This window comes from Mumia sp. ZJ430 (assembly GCF_011751845.1).
Lineage (GTDB): Bacteria > Actinomycetota > Actinomycetes > Propionibacteriales > Nocardioidaceae > Mumia.
On record NZ_JAAHFK010000002.1, the window covers coordinates 1,012,894 to 1,034,540 of the forward strand.

The 21,647-nt window shown below is 70.6% G+C and carries 18 protein-coding genes; 9 read left to right on the plus strand and 9 right to left on the minus strand.

Translation table 11 applies throughout. The annotated features are described in order from the left end of the window. Position 1 precedes the first annotated feature (1 nt). On the plus strand, positions 2–1,390 hold the full coding sequence (locus tag HCT63_RS11385) for an aldehyde dehydrogenase family protein (RefSeq protein WP_167004302.1): 1,389 nt from the start codon (positions 2–4) through the stop codon (positions 1,388–1,390). Between the two features lie 10 nt (positions 1,391–1,400). Continuing rightward, positions 1,401–2,780, plus strand: a complete 1,380-nt coding sequence (locus HCT63_RS11390) for an FAD-dependent oxidoreductase (RefSeq protein ID WP_208322386.1) — start codon at positions 1,401–1,403, stop codon at positions 2,778–2,780. Between the two features lie 19 nt (positions 2,781–2,799). Here HCT63_RS11390 and HCT63_RS11395 read toward each other — a convergent pair whose 3' ends face one another. Both HCT63_RS11395 and HCT63_RS11400 read right to left on the minus strand, forming a co-directional pair. After that, positions 2,800–3,126 (minus strand): antibiotic biosynthesis monooxygenase, encoded by a 327-nt coding sequence (locus HCT63_RS11395; protein ID WP_167004308.1) that lies wholly within the window; start codon positions 3,124–3,126, stop codon positions 2,800–2,802. Between the two features lie 43 nt (positions 3,127–3,169). Beyond that, the gene (locus tag HCT63_RS11400) at positions 3,170–3,916 is read right to left on the minus strand and encodes an alpha/beta hydrolase (RefSeq protein WP_167004311.1); all 747 of its coding nucleotides are present in this window, start codon (positions 3,914–3,916) and stop codon (positions 3,170–3,172) included. A gap of 172 nt (positions 3,917–4,088) precedes the next feature. Here HCT63_RS11400 and HCT63_RS20755 point away from each other — a divergent pair, with 172 nt between their 5' ends. After that, entirely contained in the window at positions 4,089–4,358 is a 270-nt protein-coding gene (locus tag HCT63_RS20755; RefSeq protein WP_347877934.1) for a VOC family protein, read from the plus strand. A 24-nt stretch (positions 4,359–4,382) separates the two neighbouring features. On the opposite strand, the gene HCT63_RS11405 is transcribed toward HCT63_RS20755, so the two are convergent. Next, positions 4,383–5,324, minus strand: coding sequence for a helix-turn-helix domain-containing protein (locus tag HCT63_RS11405; RefSeq protein ID WP_167004314.1), 942 nt, complete (start codon positions 5,322–5,324; stop codon positions 4,383–4,385). 70 nt (positions 5,325–5,394) lie between these two features. On the opposite strand from HCT63_RS11405, the gene HCT63_RS11410 reads away from it, so the two are divergent. Next, positions 5,395–6,453 carry a saccharopine dehydrogenase NADP-binding domain-containing protein gene (locus HCT63_RS11410; protein WP_167004317.1) on the plus strand — a complete coding sequence of 353 codons (1,059 nt, stop codon included), beginning with the start codon at positions 5,395–5,397 and terminating at the stop codon, positions 6,451–6,453. Positions 6,454–7,121: 668 nt separating this feature from the next. On the opposite strand, the gene HCT63_RS11415 is transcribed toward HCT63_RS11410, so the two are convergent. After that, positions 7,122–7,979 (minus strand): hypothetical protein, encoded by an 858-nt coding sequence (locus HCT63_RS11415; protein WP_167004319.1) that lies wholly within the window; start codon positions 7,977–7,979, stop codon positions 7,122–7,124. A 147-nt stretch (positions 7,980–8,126) separates the two neighbouring features. Here HCT63_RS11415 and HCT63_RS11420 point away from each other — a divergent pair, with 147 nt between their 5' ends. Beyond that, positions 8,127–8,891: a nucleotidyltransferase domain-containing protein gene (locus HCT63_RS11420; RefSeq protein WP_167004322.1), complete on the plus strand. Its 765-nt coding sequence runs from the start codon at positions 8,127–8,129 to the stop codon at positions 8,889–8,891. On the opposite strand, the gene HCT63_RS11425 is transcribed toward HCT63_RS11420, so the two are convergent. From HCT63_RS11425 to HCT63_RS11435, 3 genes are all read right to left on the minus strand, one after another. After that, the gene (locus tag HCT63_RS11425) at positions 8,860–11,568 is read right to left on the minus strand and encodes a glycoside hydrolase family 3 C-terminal domain-containing protein (RefSeq protein WP_167004325.1); all 2,709 of its coding nucleotides are present in this window, start codon (positions 11,566–11,568) and stop codon (positions 8,860–8,862) included. The genes HCT63_RS11420 and HCT63_RS11425 overlap by 32 nt on opposite strands. Positions 11,569–11,735: 167 nt before the next feature. Beyond that, entirely contained in the window at positions 11,736–11,951 is a 216-nt protein-coding gene (locus tag HCT63_RS11430) for a MaoC/PaaZ C-terminal domain-containing protein (RefSeq protein ID WP_208322387.1), read from the minus strand. A gap of 159 nt (positions 11,952–12,110) precedes the next feature. After that, on the minus strand, positions 12,111–12,533 hold the full coding sequence (locus tag HCT63_RS11435) for an Hsp20 family protein (RefSeq protein ID WP_167004328.1): 423 nt from the start codon (positions 12,531–12,533) through the stop codon (positions 12,111–12,113). A gap of 106 nt (positions 12,534–12,639) precedes the next feature. Here HCT63_RS11435 and HCT63_RS11440 point away from each other — a divergent pair, with 106 nt between their 5' ends. The 4 genes from HCT63_RS11440 to HCT63_RS11455 all read left to right on the plus strand — a co-directional run bounded on the left by HCT63_RS11440 (position 12,640) and on the right by HCT63_RS11455 (position 19,480). After that, the gene (locus HCT63_RS11440) at positions 12,640–12,915 is read left to right on the plus strand and encodes a MerR family transcriptional regulator (protein ID WP_167004331.1); all 276 of its coding nucleotides are present in this window, start codon (positions 12,640–12,642) and stop codon (positions 12,913–12,915) included. 54 nt (positions 12,916–12,969) lie between these two features. Further along, positions 12,970–14,271, plus strand: coding sequence for an MFS transporter (locus HCT63_RS11445; RefSeq protein ID WP_167004334.1), 1,302 nt, complete (start codon positions 12,970–12,972; stop codon positions 14,269–14,271). After that, positions 14,268–17,057, plus strand: a complete 2,790-nt coding sequence (locus HCT63_RS20270) for a DUF2804 family protein (RefSeq protein ID WP_182397102.1) — start codon at positions 14,268–14,270, stop codon at positions 17,055–17,057. Before HCT63_RS11445 ends, HCT63_RS20270 begins: the two co-directional genes overlap by 4 nt. A 290-nt stretch (positions 17,058–17,347) precedes the next feature. Beyond that, complete coding sequence (locus tag HCT63_RS11455) at positions 17,348–19,480, plus strand: DEAD/DEAH box helicase (RefSeq protein WP_347877935.1); 2,133 nt, start codon at positions 17,348–17,350, stop codon at positions 19,478–19,480. 24 nt (positions 19,481–19,504) lie between these two features. Here HCT63_RS11455 and HCT63_RS11460 read toward each other — a convergent pair whose 3' ends face one another. Both HCT63_RS11460 and HCT63_RS11465 read right to left on the minus strand, forming a co-directional pair. Next, on the minus strand, positions 19,505–20,950 hold the full coding sequence (locus HCT63_RS11460) for a DUF1254 domain-containing protein (protein WP_167004340.1): 1,446 nt from the start codon (positions 20,948–20,950) through the stop codon (positions 19,505–19,507). A gap of 85 nt (positions 20,951–21,035) precedes the next feature. After that, positions 21,036–21,572: a helix-turn-helix domain-containing protein gene (locus HCT63_RS11465; protein WP_167004343.1), complete on the minus strand. Its 537-nt coding sequence runs from the start codon at positions 21,570–21,572 to the stop codon at positions 21,036–21,038. Positions 21,573–21,647: the final 75 nt, after the last annotated feature.

A 21,647-nucleotide genomic window follows, 5' to 3' on the forward strand; every position in this document is an offset into this window, starting at 1 on the left:
CATGACCGCCCAGCCCGTCCCGTACCGCTCCGTCAACCCCGCGACCGGTGTCGAGGTCCGCCGGTACGAGACCGCGACCGACGCCCAGGTCAGCGACGCGCTCGACGCCGCCGACGCCGCGTACCGCGCGTGGAGCCGGCTCACGGTCGCCGACCGCGCCGAGCGTGTCGCGGCGTTCGGCCGCCTGTTCGCTGAGCGCGCCGACGAGCTCGCCGCGATCGCCGCGGAGGAGATGGGCAAGTCGGTGAGCGAGGCCGCCGGTGAGGCGCGGTTCAGCGGCGACATCTTCGCGTACTACGCCGACAACGCCGCGACGCTGCTCGCCGACCAGCCGCTCACGGTCTCCGGCGACGCGGAGGCGGTCGTGCAGCGGCGCCCGATCGGCGTGGTGCTGGGCATCATGCCGTGGAACTACCCCTTCTACCAGGTGGCGCGTTTTGCGGCGCCGAACCTGGTCCTCGGCAACACCGTCCTGCTCAAGCATGCCGAGTCGGTGCCGCGGTCCGCCGAGGTCATCGCCGAGCTCGCCTCGGAGGCGGGGCTGCCGGACGGCGTCTACACGAACGTCTTCGCGTCGCACGACCAGGTCGGCACGATCATCGACGACCCGCGCGTGCAGGGCGTCTCGCTGACCGGCTCCGAGCGTGCCGGCAGCGCGGTCGCCGCCCGCGCTGGTGCCGCGCTCAAGAAGTGCGTGCTCGAGCTCGGCGGCTCCGACCCGTACATCGTCCTCGACACCGACGACGTCGCCGCGGCCGCGCAGCAGGCGTGGTCGGTGCGCGTGAGCAACATGGGCCAGGCCTGCAACGCCAACAAGCGGATGATCGTGCACGAGAGCATCGCGGACGCGTTCGTCGCCGAGCTCACCGCGCTCGCCGAGGGGCTGGTGCCCGGCGACCCGACCGACCCGACGCCGGGGACCTACCGCCCGCTCTCCTCGCGTGCCGCTGCCGAGTCGCTCGCCGCGCAGATCCAGGACGCGGTGGACAAGGGCGCGACGCTGCACGCGGGCGGCACGCTCGAGCCCGGCCCGGCGGCCTACCTCGCACCGGCCGTGCTCTCCGGCGTCACGCCGCAGATGCGCGCGTACGCGGAGGAGCTGTTCGGCCCGGTCGCGGTCGTCTACTCCGTACGGGACGAGGACGAGGCCGTCGCGCTCGCGAACGCGTCGGCGTACGGGCTCGGCGGTGCCGTCTTCAGCGCCGATGCCGAGCGTGCGCGCCGCGTCGCCGACCGTCTCGAGGTCGGCATGGCGAACGTCAACACGCCTGCCGGCGAGGGGACGCAGATCCCGTTCGGCGGCGTGAAGCGCTCCGGTTTCGGTCGCGAGCTCGGACCCCTGGGCATCGACGAGTTCGCCAACAAGCGCGTGTTCTACGTGGAGCGGTGACCATATGAGCATGCGCAACGGCGACGTCTCCCACTGGATGCACGCAGGCGACGCTCCGGCGTTCGGCCCCGCCGCGCTCGAGGACGCGTACGACCTCGTCGTGATCGGCGGCGGGCTCACGGGGCTGTGGACCGCGTACTACGCGATCGCGCGCGACCCCTCCGCGCGCGTCCTCGTGCTTGAGGCCGTCGAGGTTGGCTACGGCGCGTCCGGTCGAAACGGGGGCTGGCTGTCGCCGCTGCTGCCGGGCAACCGGGCGGTGTACGCGCGGAAGTCGGCGCAGGGCGCTGACGGCGTGGTCGCGTTCCAGCACGAGATGTTCGGCGCGATCGACGAGGTCCTCGCCGTCCTCGAGCGCGAGCGCGTCGACGCCGACCAGGTGCGGGGCGGGCAGCTGACGCTCGCGCCGACGCCGGCCGCGATGGCGCGCGTGAAGGCGACCCGCGAAGCGCACCTGCGGTACGGCTATGAGCCGTCGCAGGTCGTCCTGCTCGACGCCGACGAGACGCGGGCGCGGGTGAGCTCGGCAACGGCGCACGGCGGCATGTTCTATCCCGACACGGCGCGGGTCGACCCGGCGAAGCTGACCCGCGGACTCGCTGAGGTCCTGCGGCGCCGCGGCGTCACGATCAGCGAGCACACCCCGGCGCGGGAGGTCACCGCGCACCGGGTGCGGACCGATCGCGGATCGGTCAACGCCGGCCGCATCGCGGTCTGCCTCGAGGCGTACACGAGCCAGCTCCTCGGCGGCCGCCAGGTCATCCCGGTGAACTCGTCGATGATCGTGACCGACCCGCTCCCGGCGTCGTCGTGGGAGCAGATCGGCTGGGATGGGCGCGAGTGCCTGAACGACGCCGCCCACACGTTCATCTATGCGCAGCGCACCGCCGACGACCGGATCGCGATCGGCGGCCGCGGGACCCCGTACACGTACGGCTCGGGGACTCCCGGCCTCGGCGCCTCCGACGCGAAGACGACAGCGAACCTGCGGCGCCGGCTGGAGTCGATGTTCCCCGGGATCGACTTCCCGGTCGCGCACGCGTGGCGCGGCGTCATCGGCGTCACCCGCGACTGGTGCGCGAACGTCACGCACGACGCCGCCAGCGGCGTCGGCGTCGTGTACGGGTTCGCGGGCCACGGTGTCACCGCGACGAACCTCGCTGCCCGTACGCTGCTCGACCGTCTCGACGGGGTCGACTCCGCGCTCACACGGCTGCCGTGGAACGAGCACCGTACGCGCCAGTGGGAGCCGGAGCCGTTGCGGTGGATCGGCGTGCACGGCATGTACGCGCTGTTCGGGCTCGCCGACCGGTGGGAGGAGCGCACGCAGGCGGAGAAGACTGCGCTCCTCGCGCGCGCCGGGTCGCGGATCGCCGGGCTGCACGAGTGAGTGCCGGCCCGGAGGCGGGTCAGCCCCGGGTCTCCGGGCCGTACTCACGGGTGACGGTCGCGACGCGCACCCTGTAGTCCTCGTACCAGACGTCGCGCCCGCGCTGCTGCGCGACGAGATGCCCGGCGACCTGCTTCCACCTGGCGGCTGCGGCGTCGTCGCGCCAGTACGAGACGGTGATGCCGAGCCCGTCGCGAGCAGCCTCGATCCCGAGGAATCCCGGCTGCTCGCGAGCGAGCTCGTCCATCCGCGCCGCCATCACGGCGTACCCCCGGTCTCCGTCGGTGCGCAGCGACGTGAAGATCACTGCCGTGTACGGGGGCTCGGGCGTGTCGGCGATGCTCACGCCGCCCACCGTAGCGTCGGGGCGGCCCGCCGCCCGCGTCGTGCTAGCTCAGGTGCCGGGCGAAGAACCTGGCCGCATCGTCCGCCGCGAACCGGGGGACGCCGGTGTGCCCGCCCATGTTGGCGTACAGCGTCTTCTCCTTCGAGCCGAAGGCGTCGAACAGGTCCAGCGCGAGCTGGCGGTCGTTCCCCTCGTCGTCCCACTGCAGCAAGACGTGCAGCGGGATCGTCAGCTGACGGGCCTCCTCGAACATGGCGCGGGGCACGAAGCTCCCGGCGAACAGGTTGGCGGCGGCGATGCGTGGTTCGACCAGCGCCAGCCGGATGCCGATCGCGATCACCCCGCCTGAGAATCCGACCGGGCCGCCGATCTCGGGGAGCTCGAGGAGGGCGTCCAGGGTGGCCTGCCACTCCGGGACCGCTACGTCGACCAGCGGGAGGACCAGCCGGTCGACGATCTCGTCGACCGGCTGGCCGGCCTCGATCGCCCGGACCAGATCGGCGCGAGCCTGCTCGGCGGCGGGCAGACGGGGCCGGTCACCGCCCCCTGGGAGCTCGATGGTGGCTGCCGCGAAGCCGTCCGCCACGGTGCGCCGAGCCCGACCTGCCAGCCGGGGATGCATCGCACGCAGCCCGCCCGGGTGGCCGATCAGGATGAGCGGAGCCGGTGCGGGAGCCGGTACGGAGGCCGGTGCGGGCGCCGGCGTCCACAGGATGCCGGGGATCTCGCCGAGGGTGAACTCGCGTTCGAGGACGCCGTCGTCGAGTTGTCGTTCAGAGGTGAAACGCATGGTCGTGCCTTTCGGGAGTGCTCGTGAAACGGCGCTCCCGGACGACCTATCGCCCGACCGTGACCCCAGAGGGGAGCACCCATGTCGATACGTTCACGGGTACCACCTCCTCGTTCTCTCGCACGGCCTTGTGGGAGGTTAACAGCGGTCGACGCCATAGAGGAACAGGATTATGCGTCGCCCCGGTGCGTCAGGCGATCACGCCGATGAGGAGCTAAGGCGCGACTCTCACGAAGCTCGACCCGGACGGCGCGATGGCGGACACGTTCACTACGTCTCTGTACGCAGCGCCGTTCCCGAGGAGATCACCACCGTGTGGGAAAAGCTCGTCGCCGGCGCGACGATCATGCAGCCGCTCGCGCCGTCGGGATGGGCGTCGCTGTATGGGATGCTCACCGACCCGTACGGCGTCACGTGGGTGCTTGACGTCGTCCCGCAGTAGCGGCGGATGGGCGCCTCGGCGCGCTCAGCCGCGGAAGGTCGTGCGGTACGCCGTCGGGCTGACTCCGACGGCGCTGACGAAGTGGCGTCGCAGGGTCGTCGCGGTGCCGAGCCCGCACCGGCCGGCGATCTGCTCGACCGACGCGTCCGTCCGCTCGAGCAGCTCCTGGGCACGCAGGACCCGCTCTCGGTGCAGCCACTTCAGCGGGGTCAGTCCGGTCTCGGCGCTCATCCGGCGCGCCAGCTGGCGAGCACCGAGCCCGGCCTCGCGGGCCAGGTCGGTCACCGTCAGCGGCTGGTCGAGGCGTTCGCGGGCCCAGTCCAGCGCGGCACCGACGTGGTCGGACCCGGTCGGGCTCACAGGGGCGGCGATGAACTGTGCCTGTCCCCCCGGCCGTTGTGCGGCCACCACCAGCCGGCGTGCCAGCCCGTTCGCGGCAGCGCTGCCGAAGTCGGAGCGCACGAGGTGGAGGCAAAGGTCGAGAGCAGCGGTCTTCCCGGCCGAGGTCAGGAGCTGACCGTCATCGACGTAGAGCACGTCGGCGCGCGCCCGTACGGAGGGATAGAGGCGCTCGAGCTCGGCGACGTGCATCCAGTGCGTCGCGGCCTCGCGTCCGTCGAGCAGCCCGCTCGCAGCGACGACGAAGGCGCCGGTGCACAGCGACGCGATCCGCGCTCCCCCGGCGTACGCAGCCCGGAGCGCATGCAGCAGGGACGGATCGGGTGCGCCGTCGAGGTGGTTCGTCGACGGCACGATGACGAGGTCGACCTTGGCGAGGGCGTCGTACCGCACACTCTCGGCGTCGGTGAGCCACGGCGCCGGCGACCCGTCCGGTGTCGCGACGACGAGGGAGTACCAGTCGCCGTCGGTCGACAGATCCGACCGATCGACGCCGAAGACCTCCGCCGCGATCGCCGTCTCGTACAGCATCGCGTCGGCATGCAGCGCCAGCCCCACCGTGACCATGTCGGAAACTGTACGACAGGCGTCAGTTCAGACACTGGCTCGACGGGGCGACGCGCGATGGGATGGGGCCATGACTTCTTCTTCCCTCGGTCCCGTCGTCGTCTATGGGGCGTACGGTCACACGGGCCGCTTCGTCGTCGACGAGCTGCTGCGACGCGGGCTCACGCCGATCCTCTCGGGTCGTGACGAGACGCGACTCGAGGCGATGCGCGCTGGTCGACCGGGCCTCGAGATCCGGCCCGCGCGAGTGGACGATCCGGCATCGTTGCGCGGCGCGCTGTCCGGTGCGGCCGCGGTCATCAACGTCGCCGGCCCGTTCCTCGATACCGGGGTGATCGTGTCGGAGGCTGCCGTCGCGGCCGGAGCCCACTATCTCGACGTCACCGCAGAGCAGCCTGCCGTAGAGGCCGTGTACGCCGCGCGGGCTGCCGATGCGGAGCAGGCGGGCGTCGCGGTGATCCCGGCGATGGCGTTCTACGGCGGGCTCGCCGATCTGCTAGCGACTGCTGTGCTCGCGGGTGAGACCGAGCCGGCCAGCCTCACGGTCGCGATCGGCCTCGACCGCTGGTGGCCGACGGCCGGCACACGGCTCACGGGAACCCGCAACACCGCACCGCGACGGACCATCGTCGACGGGAGGCTGGCACCACTCCCCGACTCTGTCCCCCGCGACACCTGGCACTTCACCGAGGGGTTCGAACAAGCGGTCGTTGCCGTCCCGTTCTCCGAGCCCGTCCTGATCGCACGGCACCTGCCCGTCGACAGGCTGTACTCCTACCTCAGCGCATCCGCGCTCTCCGACATCCGCGATCCGGCGACCCCTCCTCCCCCGGCCGACGACGACCGCGGTCGTTCGTCCCAGCAGTTCGTGGTCGATGTCGTCGCGCAGGTCGGTGCGCAGACGCACCGCATCGCTGCCAGCGGTCGCGACATCTACGCCGCCACGGCGCCGTTGATCGTCGAGGCGACGGCGCGCCTGCTCGACGGCCGCGCCACCCGTACGGGTGTGGTCGCTCCGGGCGAGGTGTTCGACGCCGAAGACTTCCTGCGCGCGCTCACGCCCAACACGCTCACACTGCGGCGTGAGGTCACAGCCACCGGTCGCGACCCGCAGGCGATGTCCGCGTGACCCAGGGGCTCACAGCAGAATCTCGAGGGCGTTCTGCAGCGCCCTACGGGCAGCAGGGAAGTCGCGGGCCATGTGCATCACGATCGACGGCTGGCCTCGGCGTCGCAACCAGTTGCGCAGCGCCTCGTTCGCGATCTCTGATCCTTCGAGGTGACGCAGCCGGAACGCGTCGATGATCGACCGTTCGGCAGAGTAAAGCCCGATCGCTGCACCGTCGTTGAGCTCCAGCTCGTCGCGGCCGATGTCGAACGTGTCGGCGTCGAAGTGGTGCCAGGCTGCTGGCGCGGCACTGGCCAGTGCGGGACCGATACCACCGGAGTCACCGAACCGTTATCGGTTTCCGGTCGACGCGAAACTCAGGGCAGGACCTCGTACGACCCGCGCGCGAATGCCTCAAGGATGGGCTGCGGATCGAGCGGTCGATCGCGCAAGCCTGGTCGGCCCGCGTCCGTGTTCCGCCGACGCTGAACCAGCTCGGCGGCGTCGGCAGCTTCCGCGGCGGCGAGGCATGCGGCGCACAGGAAGAAGGAGCTCGCCGCACGCAGGTTGCCGGTTGCGACGAGGGCTGCGGTGGGAGCGCCGTCGCACACGCGGCATCGACTGGTCGACCAGTACGGGTGAAACGGCCCGAGGCTCCACGACGCTCGGTCGGTGCGCCCCTGCCAGAACTACTCGTTCCTCTCGTCGGTGAGTGCTTCGCGGATCCGTCTCCGTTCTACGCGCGCGACGCGCCGCAGCTGCATTTCAGCCACCGCACGCGCACCAGTCCGGTCAACGTCGAGCAGGTCAGCCAACCGGTGGATGAGGTCGTCCCCGTCCTCGACCTCCGCCGCCAACGGGGCTATCTCGTCCCAGCGAGACAGGGCCTTGTCGAGGGCATCCAAGGTGTCAATCCGCGAACCCGTCGACCCATGCAACCCCTCGCCCTCAACGCCGTCAGACTCCCTTCGTACCGAACCGTCCCACGAGAACAGTGCGTCATCGAGCGCGTCGCCGACCGAGATCTCGAGCCACTCGGCCACCTTGATCGCATTGCCCTCGCCCGAGCGGTGCAGCACGAGCCCCGTGTCGTCGTCGATCACGAGCCGACGCTCGGAATGCCGCCAGCGCACGTCCCACGCACGCCGACCGAGGAACGTCGCGGACCTGATCGGCTCGATCGGCCGCTCGTCGTCCTCGTCCCACTCGAAGACGTGCTCCCGCGTGATCAGGACGTCCTCCACGAAGGCCGACACCGCATGCGGGTCGCACACCGGCGGCAGGTCCGGGTCGTCCCAGATCCACTGATCTTCCCCGTCAATCGCCCACACGACACCGTCGAGCGACTCGCGCCGTACACGCTCGCCGCTCACGAAGACGCGATGCACTGTCACCATCGTCTCCTCGCCGTCGTCCTCGTCGTCCTCGTCGTCGTCGTCCTCGTCGGTCGACACCACCCGTACGACACCGGAAAAGTCGGGCAGCGGCCCGCGCCCCACGATCATTAGGCCGACGATCTCCGACCACGATGCGACTGACTCCGTCACCGCAGGCTCCTCACGCTCTGCGCTCCCCGGGCGGGTCTTGCGCAGACGATGTCTACCAGCCGTTGGACCTTCTGCGCGGGACAATGCGCTGTGGAGACCTTGCCAGGAAGACGTCGCCGTACGAGAGCACGAGGCTGAGACGGTCTGATGGACACGCGACTGGCAGCGGCACCCGTGGTCCTGGACCTGGCGCGGGCGCTCGACGGCGTCCTCGTCGGCCTCTACGTCGGCGGGTCCCTCGCCACCGGTGACTACCACCCCGGCATCAGCGACATTGACGCGGTCGCGCTCCTCGACCGCTCCCCCACGCTCGCGACCCGGGCGATGCTCATCGAGACGCACGGGCGACTCGTGCGCGACGCCGAGGGAGGGAGCGCACTGCACTGCGTGTACGTCCCCGACGACGACACCGTCGACCCGGCGCACAAGCACTGGACCTGGGCGTTCGGCGAGCTCTACCGCCGCCCGCTCAGCGGGATCGCACGCGCCGAGCTTCTGGCCGACCCGGTCGTCGTCGTGGGCCCTCCCCCGTCGGACTGGCTTCCACCGATGGACGTCGTCGACATCGCTGAGGCTGCACGCGCCGAGCTGGCCGGCTACTGGACGCAGGCCCTGCGCAAGCAGGCGATCTGGCTCCAGGACCTCTACGTCGATCTCGGGCTCATGGTGCTCGCCCGCGCCGACGCGACGATCCGCGAAGGACGGCTCATCACCAAGGCCGAAGCTCTCGGCCGCATGGCCACCCTCGGGGTCCCCGCCAGCCTCGTCGCCGAGGTCGCCCAGCGCCGCAACGGCGAGCAGGTGGACCTCGATGACGGTCAGCGCCAACGGCGAGCCGCGTACGTCCGTCAGTTCCTCACCGGCGAGGTTGCCCGCCTGCTCACGGCCTCCGTACGGTCAGCGTCCGAGTGAAGCGGATGTCCTGTGACGAGCTGCCGACGTACAGGCGGGTCCTGCCGGTGGGCGTGATCCAGTAGCCCCACTCGGTGTCCCAGTACGCGAGCTTGTGCTCAGGCGTGTAGAGCTCGATCGGGATCGTGACCCACCGCGTCTCGCGCGGCCCGAGCGTGACCTGCGCCCAGCCGAGCAGCTGCTTCGGCGGCGTCTCGGCGCGGTCCGTGTTCAACCGCCCGTTGTAGAGCTGCACGGTCTCGGTGCTCGTCCGCCTGCTCGTGTTGGTCACCCTGACCTGCACCCGTCCCGGCCGGTATGCGTTCGGACGCGCGTCGTCACGCGCACGCGGGTTGTCGACGCGCACGTTGCGGTAGCGGAAGCTCGAGTACGACAGCCCGTGGCCGAACGGATAGAGCGGCCTCACGCCGTTCTCCTCGTACCCGCGATAGCCGACGAAGACCCCGTCGTCGTAGTCCACGGTGATGTTCGGGTTGTTGACGTCGGGGAACGGGCTCTCGAGGTTGAGCCCGCGCTCGACCTGCCGATCCGAGCGCGGCCAGCTCAGCGGCAGCTTGCCGGAGAAGTTCTCCTCGCCGAACAGGAGCGCAGCGATCGCACGGCCCTGCTCCTGCCCTGGATACCAAGCCTCCATCACGGCATCCACCCGACTCAGCCACGGCAGGGGCACAGCGCCGCCGGTGGCCAGCACCACCACCGTGTTCGGGTTGGCCTGCGCCACGGCGCGAATCAGGCGGTCCTGGTCCTGCGGGAGGACCAGGTCGCCGCGGTCGAGCGACTCGCCCATGTAGTTGGTCGCGACGACGACGGCGACGTCTGCCTCACTCGCAGCCTCCACGGCCTCGTCGATCTGCGGCGAGGCGTTGGCGACCGGTGGACGCCACGTGAACCTGACGCCGGGCCCGAAGTTGGAGGTGACGATGCAGCACTGGTCGGGCGCGTCAGCGACGTACTCGATGCGCACGTCGTACGACTCCCCCGCCTGCAGGTTCAGGTCGACCGACTCCTGCCGGATCCGGTCGGCGCTCGCCGTGAGCACTTCCTCGTCGTTCACCCAGAGCGTGGCGCTGCCCAGGAGCGTGAGCCCGAGCGAGTAGCGCCCGCTCACGGTCGGCTCGAGCGTCCCGGTCCAGCGTGCCGACGGCTCCTCGGCCGCGAGGATCGCGTCCGGGAGCTTCGGCGCCGGTGTCGGGTCGTACCCGAATCCGGCGAGCGTGCCGACCAGCCCCTGGCCCCAGTTCACCTGGTCCTCGACCCGGCTGGCAACCGGCGTCCCGGAGAGGTCCGGGGTCGTGAACCACTCGGCGGCGAGCCCGTCGCCCGTCCCCTCTGCAGGCTGCAGGACGCTCGACGGTACGGGCTGGTCGCCTGGCATGTTGTCTCCGGCGCGGACAGGATCGCCGCCCGCGACGTGCGTGACGTCGACCCCGGTGCCGGCCCGGTCCTCGATCCCCTCGACGACGGTGCTCACGTTCGTCGGATCGATGACGGTGTCGCTGCCGAAGCCCTGGATGTAGCGGTCGGCGGACTCACCGATGACCGCGACAGAGTCGAGGTCGCGCCCGTCGAGCGGCAGGGCGTCGCGGCGGTTGTGCAGCAGCACCGAGCCCTCGACGGCAGTCCGGTACGCCCGCTCGCGGCCGTCCGCGACCACGTCGTCCGGCAACGCCTCGGGATCCGGCCGTGGGTTCTCGAGGCTTCCCGGCGGTGGGTTGTCCATCAGCCCGTCGGCGAAGTACGTACGCAGGACGCGGTGCACCATGTCGTCCCACCGCTCCGCCGGGATCGTCCCGTCCAGGACGGCCGCACGCAGCTGCGCCGGGTCGGGGAAACTGGGACCGCACACGTCGGTGCCGTAGACGTAGGCGTCCAGGCTCTTGCACGCGTTGAAGTCGGAGCTCACCCAGCCCTCGAAGCCGAGCTCACCCTTGAGGATGTCCCACAGGAGGTGCGGGTTCTCGCAGGACGGGCTGCCGTTGACCTTCGGGAACGCGCACATGATGACGCCGGGCTCCTCGGCGACGATCGGCTCCCACTGCCGGGTGTAGATCTCGCGCAGGGTGCGTTCGTCGAGGACCGCGTCGAGCGTCGTCCGCTGGGTCTCCTGGTTGTAGACGTTGTAGTGCTTGACGATTGAGTACACGCCGTTGGTGTCGTTCGTCTGGTCGACCCCGTCGACGGCCGCGGCCGGGATCAGTCCGCCGAGCAACGGGTCTTCACCGAACGAGCCCCACTGCCGTCCGCTGTAGGGAGTTCGCAGCAGATCGACCTCCGGGCCGGCCCAACCACTGAACCCGGTCAGGTGCGTCTCGAGTCCGACCTGCTGCCCGAACTGGCGAGCGCGCGCGAGGTTCCAGGTCGAGGCGATCGCGAGGCCGGCCGGGAACGCCGTCGTCGGTGTCCCGCCGGTGATCACCCCGGTGGCGCCGTCGATCTCACGCCGCGCGGGGATCCCGAGCTCGGGGATGGCGACCGCCCCCGCGCCGCTGCCCTCGAAGAGCGTCAGCTTCTGGTCGAGCGTCATGACGGCGGCGAGCAGGTCGGCCCGCTCGTCGGGACTCAATGACGTATCCATCCAGGGCGGGTCGGCGGCCTGGGCACTCGTGGGGACGAGTGCCAGTCCTGCAAGGAGTACGGCGGACGCCGTCACCTGGAGGATCCGTGAGCTGAGTCGCATGATGCCCTCCCACATTGGGGGCCTCGCGTGATGCTGCCGGTACGACGCCCGTATGGTCTGGTTGTCTGCTGCCCCGAGACCCGGTGTCTGAAATGTCCACTCTGGCACCTAATGTCCGACCTTGCTCTTGATGCTCGCCGAGCGCAACCCCACAGGCCGACTCGCCGTCACGACGCCGCTGGAGCCAGCACGATCTCTCCGCCCGTCAGCGCCGGCGCACCCTCGCGATCGACAACCTGGGTCGCGAAGAGGATCCGGTCGGAGGAGACCCACACCGCGGTCCGCAGCGTCTCCCCCGGGAAGACGACACCGGAGAACCGCGCCTCGACCGCGCGGACGCCCCCCGAGCGGCCGCCGAGGACATGATCCCCGATCGACCGCACACCAGGAAGGACACGGACGGGCGCACACCTCGGCTCTGCCTGCGCGAGGGATCGGCCGATGCACCTCGACCCGCTGGCTGGCGTGCAGGATCGACCGCACGTCCACGTCCACCCCGACGAGGAGGCGGGGGCCGCGTACGGCCCCCGCCTCCGTGATGGTCAGGCGCTGATCGCGCGGCTCTCGCCCTTGTCGCGGACGACCTCGACCTTGCGCGGACGAGCGCGCTCCGCAACGGGGATCGTCACACGGAGCACGCCGTCGGCGTAGCGTGCCTGGACGGCCTCGGTGTCAAGCGTGTCGCCGAGGATGAGCTGACGACTGAACACGCCTCGCGGCCGCTCGGCGGCGATCAGTTCCTCGACGCCCTCACGCGCCGGGCGGTCGGCCCGGACCGTCAGGACGTTGCGCTCGACGTCGATGTCGATCGAGCCGGGCTCGATGCCCGGAAGATCGAGCTCGACCACGAACGTGTCACCCTCACGCCAGGCATCCATCGGCATCCCGGCCGGTCGGGCAGCGGTCCCGAAGACCTGCTGGGTCAGACGGTCGAGCTCACGAAACGGATCGGTGCGCATGAGCATGGTCTCTCACCTCCACAGACTCCGACATGCAGAGCATGTTCTGTAACGGTTGGTATAGTTTTTATATAGCAAGCGAAAGACACGAGTGCAAGGGGTACCCACGACGATGGATGGACGCAGCCCGCATCAGGCGGTGTACGCGATCTCCGTCGCCGCCGAGCTCGCAGGGACCGCCGCCCAGAACCTCCGCGTCTACGAACGCGTCGGCCTGGTGACGCCCAGCCGGACGAGCGGAGGCACGCGGCGCTACAGCGACGACGACGTCGTCCGCCTGCGCCGGATCATCGCGCTCCTCGACGACGGCCTCAACCTCGTCGGGATCGCGAGGGTCCTCGAGCTCGAGGACGAGAACGCGGTGCTGCGCGACGCCGCAGGACGCTGACGGGACGCGCCCCGGCCCACGTCCGGCGTGACCTGGGCCACTAAAGTCCCGCTCATGCATGAACGTCAGGCGGACCGACGCCTCTGGACATGGGTCGTCGTCCTCGGCCTAACCGGCCAGCTGGCCTGGACGGTCGAGAACATGTACCTCAACGTGTTCGTCTACGACACGATCACCGACTCCCCCGCCGCGCTCGCGACCCTGGTCGCGCTCAGCGCGTGCGCCGCGACAATCGCTACCCTCCTCGCCGGGGCCGCGTCCGACCGCAGCGGCCGGCGGCGCGAGTTCATCGCTGGCGGCTACGTGCTGTGGGGCCTGTGCACCGCCGCGTTCGGACTGGTCAACGTCGACGCCGCCGCCTCGATGCTGCCGATGCTCGACGCGGTCGTGGTCGCCGTCATCACGATCATCGTGCTCGACTGCGTGATGAGCGTCCTCGGCGCGACCGCCAACGACGCCGCGTTCAACGCGTGGGTCACCGACTCCACCAACCCCGGCAACCGCGGCAAGGTCGACGGCGTGCTCGCCACCATGCCGCTGCTCGCGATGCTGGTGGTCTTCGGCGCGCTCGACCCGCTGACCCGGGGCGGCCACTGGGTCCTCTTCTTCTCGATCATCGGCGGCGTCACCGCGGTGGTCGGCGTGATCGCCTGGTTCGGGCTACGCGAGCCCCGTCAGCCGCGCCCCGGAGGCAGCTATCTGTCGTCGGTCGTCCACGGCCTGCGCCCGAGCACCGTGCGCGCCAACCCGCCGCTCTACATCGCCCTGGTGGCGTGGGCGATCCTCGGCACGAGCACGCAGGTCTTCCTGCCGTACCTGATCATCTACGTCCAGCGCTACCTCGACATCGAGGGCTACGCGATCGTGCTCGCCTCGGTCCTGATCGGTGCGGCCGTCATCAGCATCGTCGGCGGACGGGTGCTCGACCGTGTCGGCCCGTCGCGGGCGATCCTGCCCGTTGCCGGGATCTATCTCGTCGGCCTGCTCCTGATGTTCCCCGCCCGCGGCATGCTCGCGGTCATCGGCGCCGGGATCGTGATGATGGCAGGCTTCATGCTCGGCGTTGCCGCTCTCTCCGCGACCGTCCGCAACCTCACCCCGACCGACCGGGCCGGACAGGTCCAGGGTCTCCGGATGATCTTCGCGATCCTCATCCCCATGGTCGTCGGCCCGTTCCTCGGCGCCGCGGTGATCGCGAGCGCGGACGAGACCTTCACCGAGCTCGGCATCGTCAAGCAGGTGCCGACGCCGTGGATCTTCCTCACCGCCGCGCTCGTCGTGGTGTTCCTCGTCATCCCCGCCCGCCGGCTGCGGACGGTCGGGCCCCTCCCGAAGACCCTGGAGACGACCGCGTGATCACGACCTGGGGCGAGGCCCTCGATCCCGACCGCGTCTTGCCCGAGTACCCCCGTCCCCAGCTCGTCCGCGACTCGTACGTGAACCTCAACGGACGGTGGGAGCACGCGTTCACCCCGGCCGGCGTGACCGAGGCGCCCGTACGGTGGGACGGCGAGATCGTCGTGCCGTTCTCTCCCGAGGCGCCGCTGTCGGGCGTGAACCGGATGCTCACGCCGGACGAGGCGCTCTGGTACCGCCGGACGGTCCGGCTCCCCGACGGCTTCGTCCGTGACCGGGTGCTGCTGCACTTCGGCGCGGTCGACCAGGACTGCGAGGTCTGGGTCGACGGCACGCGGGTCGGCAAGCACCGCGGCGGCTATCTCCCGTTCACGCTGGACGTGACCGATGCCCTCACCGGCGACGAGCATGCGCTCGTCGTCCGCGTCCGCGACGTCACCGACACGTCGTGGCGCAGCCGCGGCAAGCAGAAGCTCGAGCGCGGCGGCATCTGGTACACCCCGCAGTCGGGGATCTGGCAGACCGTCTGGCTCGAGTCGGTCCCCCGCCAGTGGGTCGCCCAGCTCGTCCTCACGCCGTCCCTCGAGACCGGTGAGGTCGAGGTCTGCGTGCTGCCCGGCGGCGACGGCGACCGTACGGCGGAGGTGGCCGTGAGCGCGGACGGCCACGAGGTCGTCCGCACGAGCGTCGAGGTCGGCGTCCCGACGCGCCTGCCGCTCGGCGACGACCTCCGCCGGTGGTCGCCCGAGGACCCGTTCCTGTACGACGTCGAGGTGCGGCTCGGCGACGACCACGTCACCAGCTATGTCGGCATGCGCTCGTTCGGGATCGGGCCCGACGCGCACGGCCGTACGCGCCTGCTGCTCAACGGCGCGCCGTACCTGCACGCCGGGCTGCTCGACCAGGGCTACTGGCCCGACGGCCTCTACACCGCGCCGTCGGACGAGGCGCTGGTCCACGACATCCGTACGGCCAAGGAGCTCGGCTTCACGATGCTGCGCAAGCACATCAAGATCGAGCCGATGCGCTGGTACCACCACTGCGACCGCCTCGGGATGCTCGTCTGGCAGGACATGGTCAACGGTGGGCGCCGCTACAACCCGGCCGTCATCACGACGCCCGTGGCCCTGCCGGTGACGCTCGCCGACTCCCACCACGCGCTGTTCGGACGACAGGACGAGGAGGGGCGCACCGAGTTCCTCGACGAGCTCGACGCCACTGTGGCGCTGCTGCGCTCGGCGCCGAGTGTCGCCGCCTGGGTGCCGTTCAACGAGGGATGGGGGCAGTTCGACGCGATGGCCGCCGCCGCACGGGTGAGGGAGCTCGACCCGACGAGGCCCGTCGACCACGTGAGCGGCTGGTACGACCAGGGCGGCGGCGACATGGCGAGCCGGCACGTCTACTTCCGGCCGTACCGGCTCTCGCGCCGCGACGCCGAGGACCCGCGCGCGGCGGTGCTGTCGGAGTACGGCGGCTACTCCTACCGCGTGACCGGGCACGTGTGGAACGACAAGGAGTTCGGCTATCGCAAGTACGCCGAGCGGGCGTCGTTCGAGCGCGCGTACCTGCGCCTGCAGCACGCCCAGGTCGGACCGGCGGTCGAGAAGGGCCTGGCGGCGTTCGTCTACACCCAGCTGGCCGACGTCGAGGACGAGACCAACGGCCTCATGACGTACGACCGCCGCGTGCTCAAGGTGGACACCGAGGCGGTCCGCGCCTCGAACCAGCGGCTGCGCCAGCGCCACGACCACGCGGCCGGCGGAGCCGCGCTCCCTGTCGCCGTGCACGAGCGCGAGATCACGGCGCCGGTGTCGCTGACCCTGCCCGACGGACGGCTCAACCCGGACGCCATCGGATGGACGCGTACGCCGCTGGTGACCACCGACGGGGTCGGTCGAGGGCGCGTGGGCAGGGGTCGCAACAAGCGCTGGGAGTACTGGGCGGTGACGACGCCGACCCACATCGTCGCGCTCGTGGTCTCGGACATCGACTACGCGGCGGTGCACGGGCTCTGGCTGCTCGACCGGACCAGCGGCGAGACGATCTCGTACGACGCGATCGGCGTGCTCGGCGGCAGCGCCACGCTGCCCGGCACGCTCGGCGCCGGTCCGGCCCGAACGTCGACCAAGAACCTTCAGATCGCCCTCGACGAGGTCGACGGCGGGACGCGCCTGCGGGCACGTACGGAGCGCGTCGAAATCGACGTGGTCGCGCACCGGCCCGTGGGGCACGAGTGCCTCGGCGTCGTGGTGCCGTGGACGGATCGGCTCTTCCAGTACACCGTCAAGGACGTCGCGAGGCCCGCGACCGGGACGCTCCGCGTCGACGGCGTGGCGGTGTCCGTGCCCGAGGGCGAGTCCTGGGCGACGCTCGACCACGGGCGGGGCCGCTGGCCGTACGCGGTCCACTGGAACTGGGGCGCCGGCTCCGGCCGTACCGATGGTCGCGTCCTCGGCCTCCAGGTCGGCGGGAGGTGGACCGACGGCACCGGGTCGGTCGAGAACGCGCTGGTCGTCGACGGACACCTGTCGAAGATCAGCGAGGAGCTGGTCTGGGCCTACGACACGGACGACTGGATGGCACCGTGGCGGATCACGGGCGACACCGTCGACCTCACGTTCACGCCGTTCCACCTGAAGGCGTCGGTGACCGACCTCAAGGTGTTCTCGTCACGGAGCCACCAGTGCTTCGGCCACTGGTCCGGACACGTGCGCGACGACACCGGGGCGTGGGTTCGCGTCGAGGATCTCGTCGGCTGGGCGGAGGACGTCCGCAACCGTTGGTGACAGCCAGATGACGCCGCGAGACACATCCTCCGACGCGACGGCGCTCCGGGCGCGTATCATCGACTCCGCAGCCATATCCGGAAGCCCGCACGAGGACATCGGCGCTCGCCATCTCCCCGATGCGGCCGGTGTCCGTCGCCAGGAGCACTCGCTCGGCGATCGCTCACTCGCCGCGGCGCGCAGGCATCGGAGACGGAACGACCGTCTCCTCCGTGTCTCGCCCAGGCCGTCCGGCTGGCTGTCGGGGTGCGCCAGCACCCCGGCAGGCGTACCGAATCCGAGGAGGATCGTTGGCCCGACCGGCCCAGCGTCGACCGGACCCCCGCCGCAAGGGGGGTTCTCGCCGACCACAGCGTGAGCGCACCAACGACGGCGACAACGTCGGCCTCCTCCCCCTGCTTGCGCAGGCCGTGCGAGAGGTCGAGCGTGCGGTCCAGCGCGGGACGGCCTCGGAGTCCACGCGGACCGCGTTCCAGGTGATCGCGTTGCTCGTGCGCGAGGAGCGCGCGAGGGTCAAGCAGGACGAGATGCCCGAGGCCCGCCGCGCGGAGCAGCTCAAGCGCCTCGACGGGATCGCCACGATCCTCGCGACCACGGCGGCACGCGATCCTTCTCTGTTCACGCTGCTCGCGGACGACGCCGTCATCTCCCCCGCCGCGATCAGGCTCCGCCGCGAGATGCTGGTCGCCGCCGGCCTCGAGGTCGAGGAAGAGCCGGAGCCTGAGCCTGAGGCGAGCGCGCCGACGACGACCGAGCGCCAGGTCCGGCCCCAGTCGGTCGTGTCGCGACAGCTCGCCAACCCGTTCCTCACCCCGGACTTCTCCACAGCGTCGACCCCCAGCCGACCTCGTACGGGGCGTCTGGCCAACTGGGAGCTGATCGAGCCCCTGCTCCGCTCGTTCGAGCGCGGGGGGCCGGCGTCGAGCATGAAGCTGCCGGTCCCGACCTCGCTGAGCACCCGTGAGGGTCGCGAGCTCATGCCCCACCAGGCAGAGCTCGTCGCGGCCGCGACCGACGGGCACAGGACGTTCCTGCTCGCCGACGAGCCCGGCCTCGGCAAGACCGCCCAGGCTCTGCTCGCGGCCCAGGCCGCCGACGCGTTCCCGCTCCTCGTGGTCGCCCCCAACGTCGTCAAGATCAACTGGGCACGCGAGGCGGGCCTGTGGACGCCGCGTCGCAGCGCGACCGTCATCCACGGCGACGGCAACACGATCGACGGGTTCGCCGACATCGTCGTCGTCAACTACGAGGTCCTCGACCGCCACATCGGCTGGCTCGGCGAGCACGGCTTCCGCGGCATGGTGGTCGACGAGGCCCACTTCATCAAGAACCGCAAGTCCCAGCGCTCGCAGCATGCGCTCGAGCTGTCGGAGCGCATCCGCGCCCGGACGATGCGCCCGCTGCTGATGGCGCTCACCGGCACGCCGCTCATCAACGACATCGAGGACTTCCGCGCGATCTGGCAGTTCCTCGGCTGGATCGACGACCGCAAGCCCCTCCCCGAGCTCATGTCGGCGCTCGAGGAGACCGGGCTCTCCCCCGGCGAGCCCGGCTTCTATGCCGCGGCGCGCCGATGCGTCGTCGACATGGGCATCGTGCGACGCCGCAAGCTCGACGTCGCCGCCGACATCCCCGCACGCCGGATCGCGGACATCCCGGTGGAGCTCGACGACGAGACCGGCCGTTCGATCCGCGAGGCCGAGCGCGTGCTCGCCCGCCGCATGGTCGCCCGGTACGACAACGCCCTCGATCACCGGTCGTCCGGCAAGGTCGTCGACGGCATCGACCACGAGCTCGTGCGCCTCGTCGCCAAGTGGGAGCGCGAGGAGGACACGAACGAGACGGGCAACGTCTTCGGGATGATGCGGCGGATCGGCCTGGCGAAGGCCGGGCTCGCCGCCGACTACACCGCGCAGCTCGCCCGCAGCGTCGGCAAGGTCGTCTTCTTCGCGAAGCACCTCGACGTCATGGACGTGGCCGAGGAGACGCTCGCCAAGCGCGGGCTGCGCTACGCGACGATCCGCGGCGACCAGACCTCGACGCAGCGCCAGCGCGACATCGACGCCTTCGTCAACGACCCCGAGGTCGCGGTCATCGTGTGCTCGCTGACCGCTGCCGGAGTGGGCGTCAACTTGCAGGTCGCGTCCAACGTCGTGCTCGCCGAGCTCTCGTGGACCGATGCGGAGCAGACCCAGGCGATCGACCGGGTGCACCGCATCGGTCAGGCCGAGCCGGTCACCGCGTGGCGCATCATCGGCGCGCAGACCATCGACGCGAAGGTCGCCGAGCTCATCGACTCCAAGGCTGCCCTGGCCGCGACGGCGCTCGACGGCGAGGTCGTCGACGAGAAGGCCTCGACCGACGTCCAGCTGGAGGCCCTGGTCGGTCTGCTCACGGACGCGCTGGTCGAGCGCGGCGACTGACGGTGGCGCGCAGCCCGGTCGGCGTCATCGCGGGCCGGGCTGCCTCTCCAGCTCGCCAGGGCGCCAGGTCTTCTCGAACCACGGCTCAAGAGGGCCGTACAGGCGCAGGATGGGGAACCAGCTCTTGCCGGGCACGGTCTGGATCCAGTTCGCCTCGCGACCCTCGGGCGCGGTCGGGCCGAACCAGACCGTGATCGACCCGTCCGTGTTCGCGGCGACGTCGCCGGTCAGGCTCATGACGCTCGGGTACGGGTCGTCGGTCTGCAGCAACGACCGGGTCTGCGTGTCGTACACGTCGATCGACCAGAAGTTCTTCGCCGGAGGGTCCGCCGGCAACGTGAGCGTGTAGGTGCTCCCGCCGTCGAGCACCTCCCCCTCGGCGTCGCGGGCGACGTACGCGTACGCGGAGCCCGCGCCGACCTGCGCATGCGCCATCGCGGGCGTGATCACCGTCGCGAAGTAGTGGAACTGCGTCCGTGAGTCGAGGAGCCTCGCGCCGTCTCGGAGGAACTCGTAGCTGCCGCCGGTGAAGGCCGACAGCCAGGACGACCCCTCGTAGAGATACGCGTCGGGGTCGCGCGGCGCGTACACGAGGGCACGGCTGATCGCCGCTCCCGTCTTTGCCGCGTCATCGAGGATGCTCCGCAGCCGGTCGTCGGGCGCGAACGGCTTGCCGTGGACGATGCCGACGGCGGCGAGCTGTCCGGCGCGCTCGGCGTCCAGAGCTGCGACCGGCTCCTCCTGCACGAGCTCGTCGATCTCCTCATAGAACGTGACGTCGTTGGCGTGGACGGTGTTGAACGCGAGCCCGGCGATGTTCACGTACTCCATCTCGGGCGGATCGGCCGCGTCGGAGAGTGCGTAGACCTTCGTCTCCTTCAGGGCAGGCACGCCGCCGAGTGCGCGGAAGACCACCCAGTTCGTGTACGTCGGTGTGCGGGAGACGAAGTAGCCCTCCGGGACGTCACCGTCGTAACCGGGCGGCAGGAACAGGTAGCGTCCGCCCTCGCCGCGGTCCGGTCCGGCGATCCCCATGTCGGCGACGTAGCGGAACCAGAAGTCGTCGACGACGCACAGGGACTGCTTCGGCGGCTCGATCACGATCGGCCCGCTCGCCCGCAGGTCGAGGAACATCGTGCCGTAGGTCGTCGCCGTGTTGGGCGTGAGGAAGTAGCTGCTGGAGCTGGCCCGCGGATCGGTGTACGCCAGCTGGTGCGGCGCGGTGATCCCGACGCTGCGCAGGCCGCTGCGCATCGCCACCAGCGACGCCCCAGGCATCGCGTTGAGGAAGACCTCGACCCCGCGCATGAAGTCGAGCCCGTCGTACAGCCGCCCGACGGAATCTCCGACCGGGACGCCGTCGAACAGCGTGAACTCCCCCAGCGGTGTCGTGATCGTCGGCGGTGTGCTGACCGCGTCCAGCGCCCGGGCCAGGTCCGCTGCGTGCGAGCTCCGCACCTCGTCCGTCATGGGTTCCCCCTCTCGTGCTGCCGGCGCAGCGTGTCCGAGACGGTAGTGGCTCCGCGCGTGCTTTGCGCCCGATTCTGTTCGCTGCTCACTCGTCGTCGGGTTCGGGAAGGAGGATCGTCGCGAGGCTGACCCGTCGCTTGCCGGTGCCGTCGTCGGTGAGGTACGGGGCGAGGAGGTCGCCGAGCCCGGCCTGGATCGCGGCGAGGTCGTCCGCCGTCACGTAGAGCGGCCCCCGCCCGAATCCGAGGTAGTCGCGAAGGCTCGCCTCGGGGTGGTCGACGATCCTGTCGAAGCTCGCACTCACGTCACCGAGGAAGGTGAGGAACGCCGTACGCAGCTGCGCCGCGCTCATCGCCCGGAGCTCGGCCTGGCCGACGTGCGCCATCTGCTCGCCCAGCGCGAGCGTGCGCTCGACCGCTCCTCGCACCCTCCGCTCTCCCACGACCTCGAGGATCCCGGCCTCGACCAGCGTCGCGACGTGGCGATAAAGAGTCGCCTGCGTGACGTCGGGCAACGCCTCGCGGAGCTGCGCCGTCGTGAGGCGACGTCCACCAAGCTGCTGGACGATGCGCAGCCGTACCGGATGCATCACCACGTCGGCGACCGACGACCTCTGCGCCATGAATCGACTCCCGTCATTGTTCTCATCATGATAATGTTCGCAACGTCAGGTTGATTCTAGGTTGACGGAGGACGT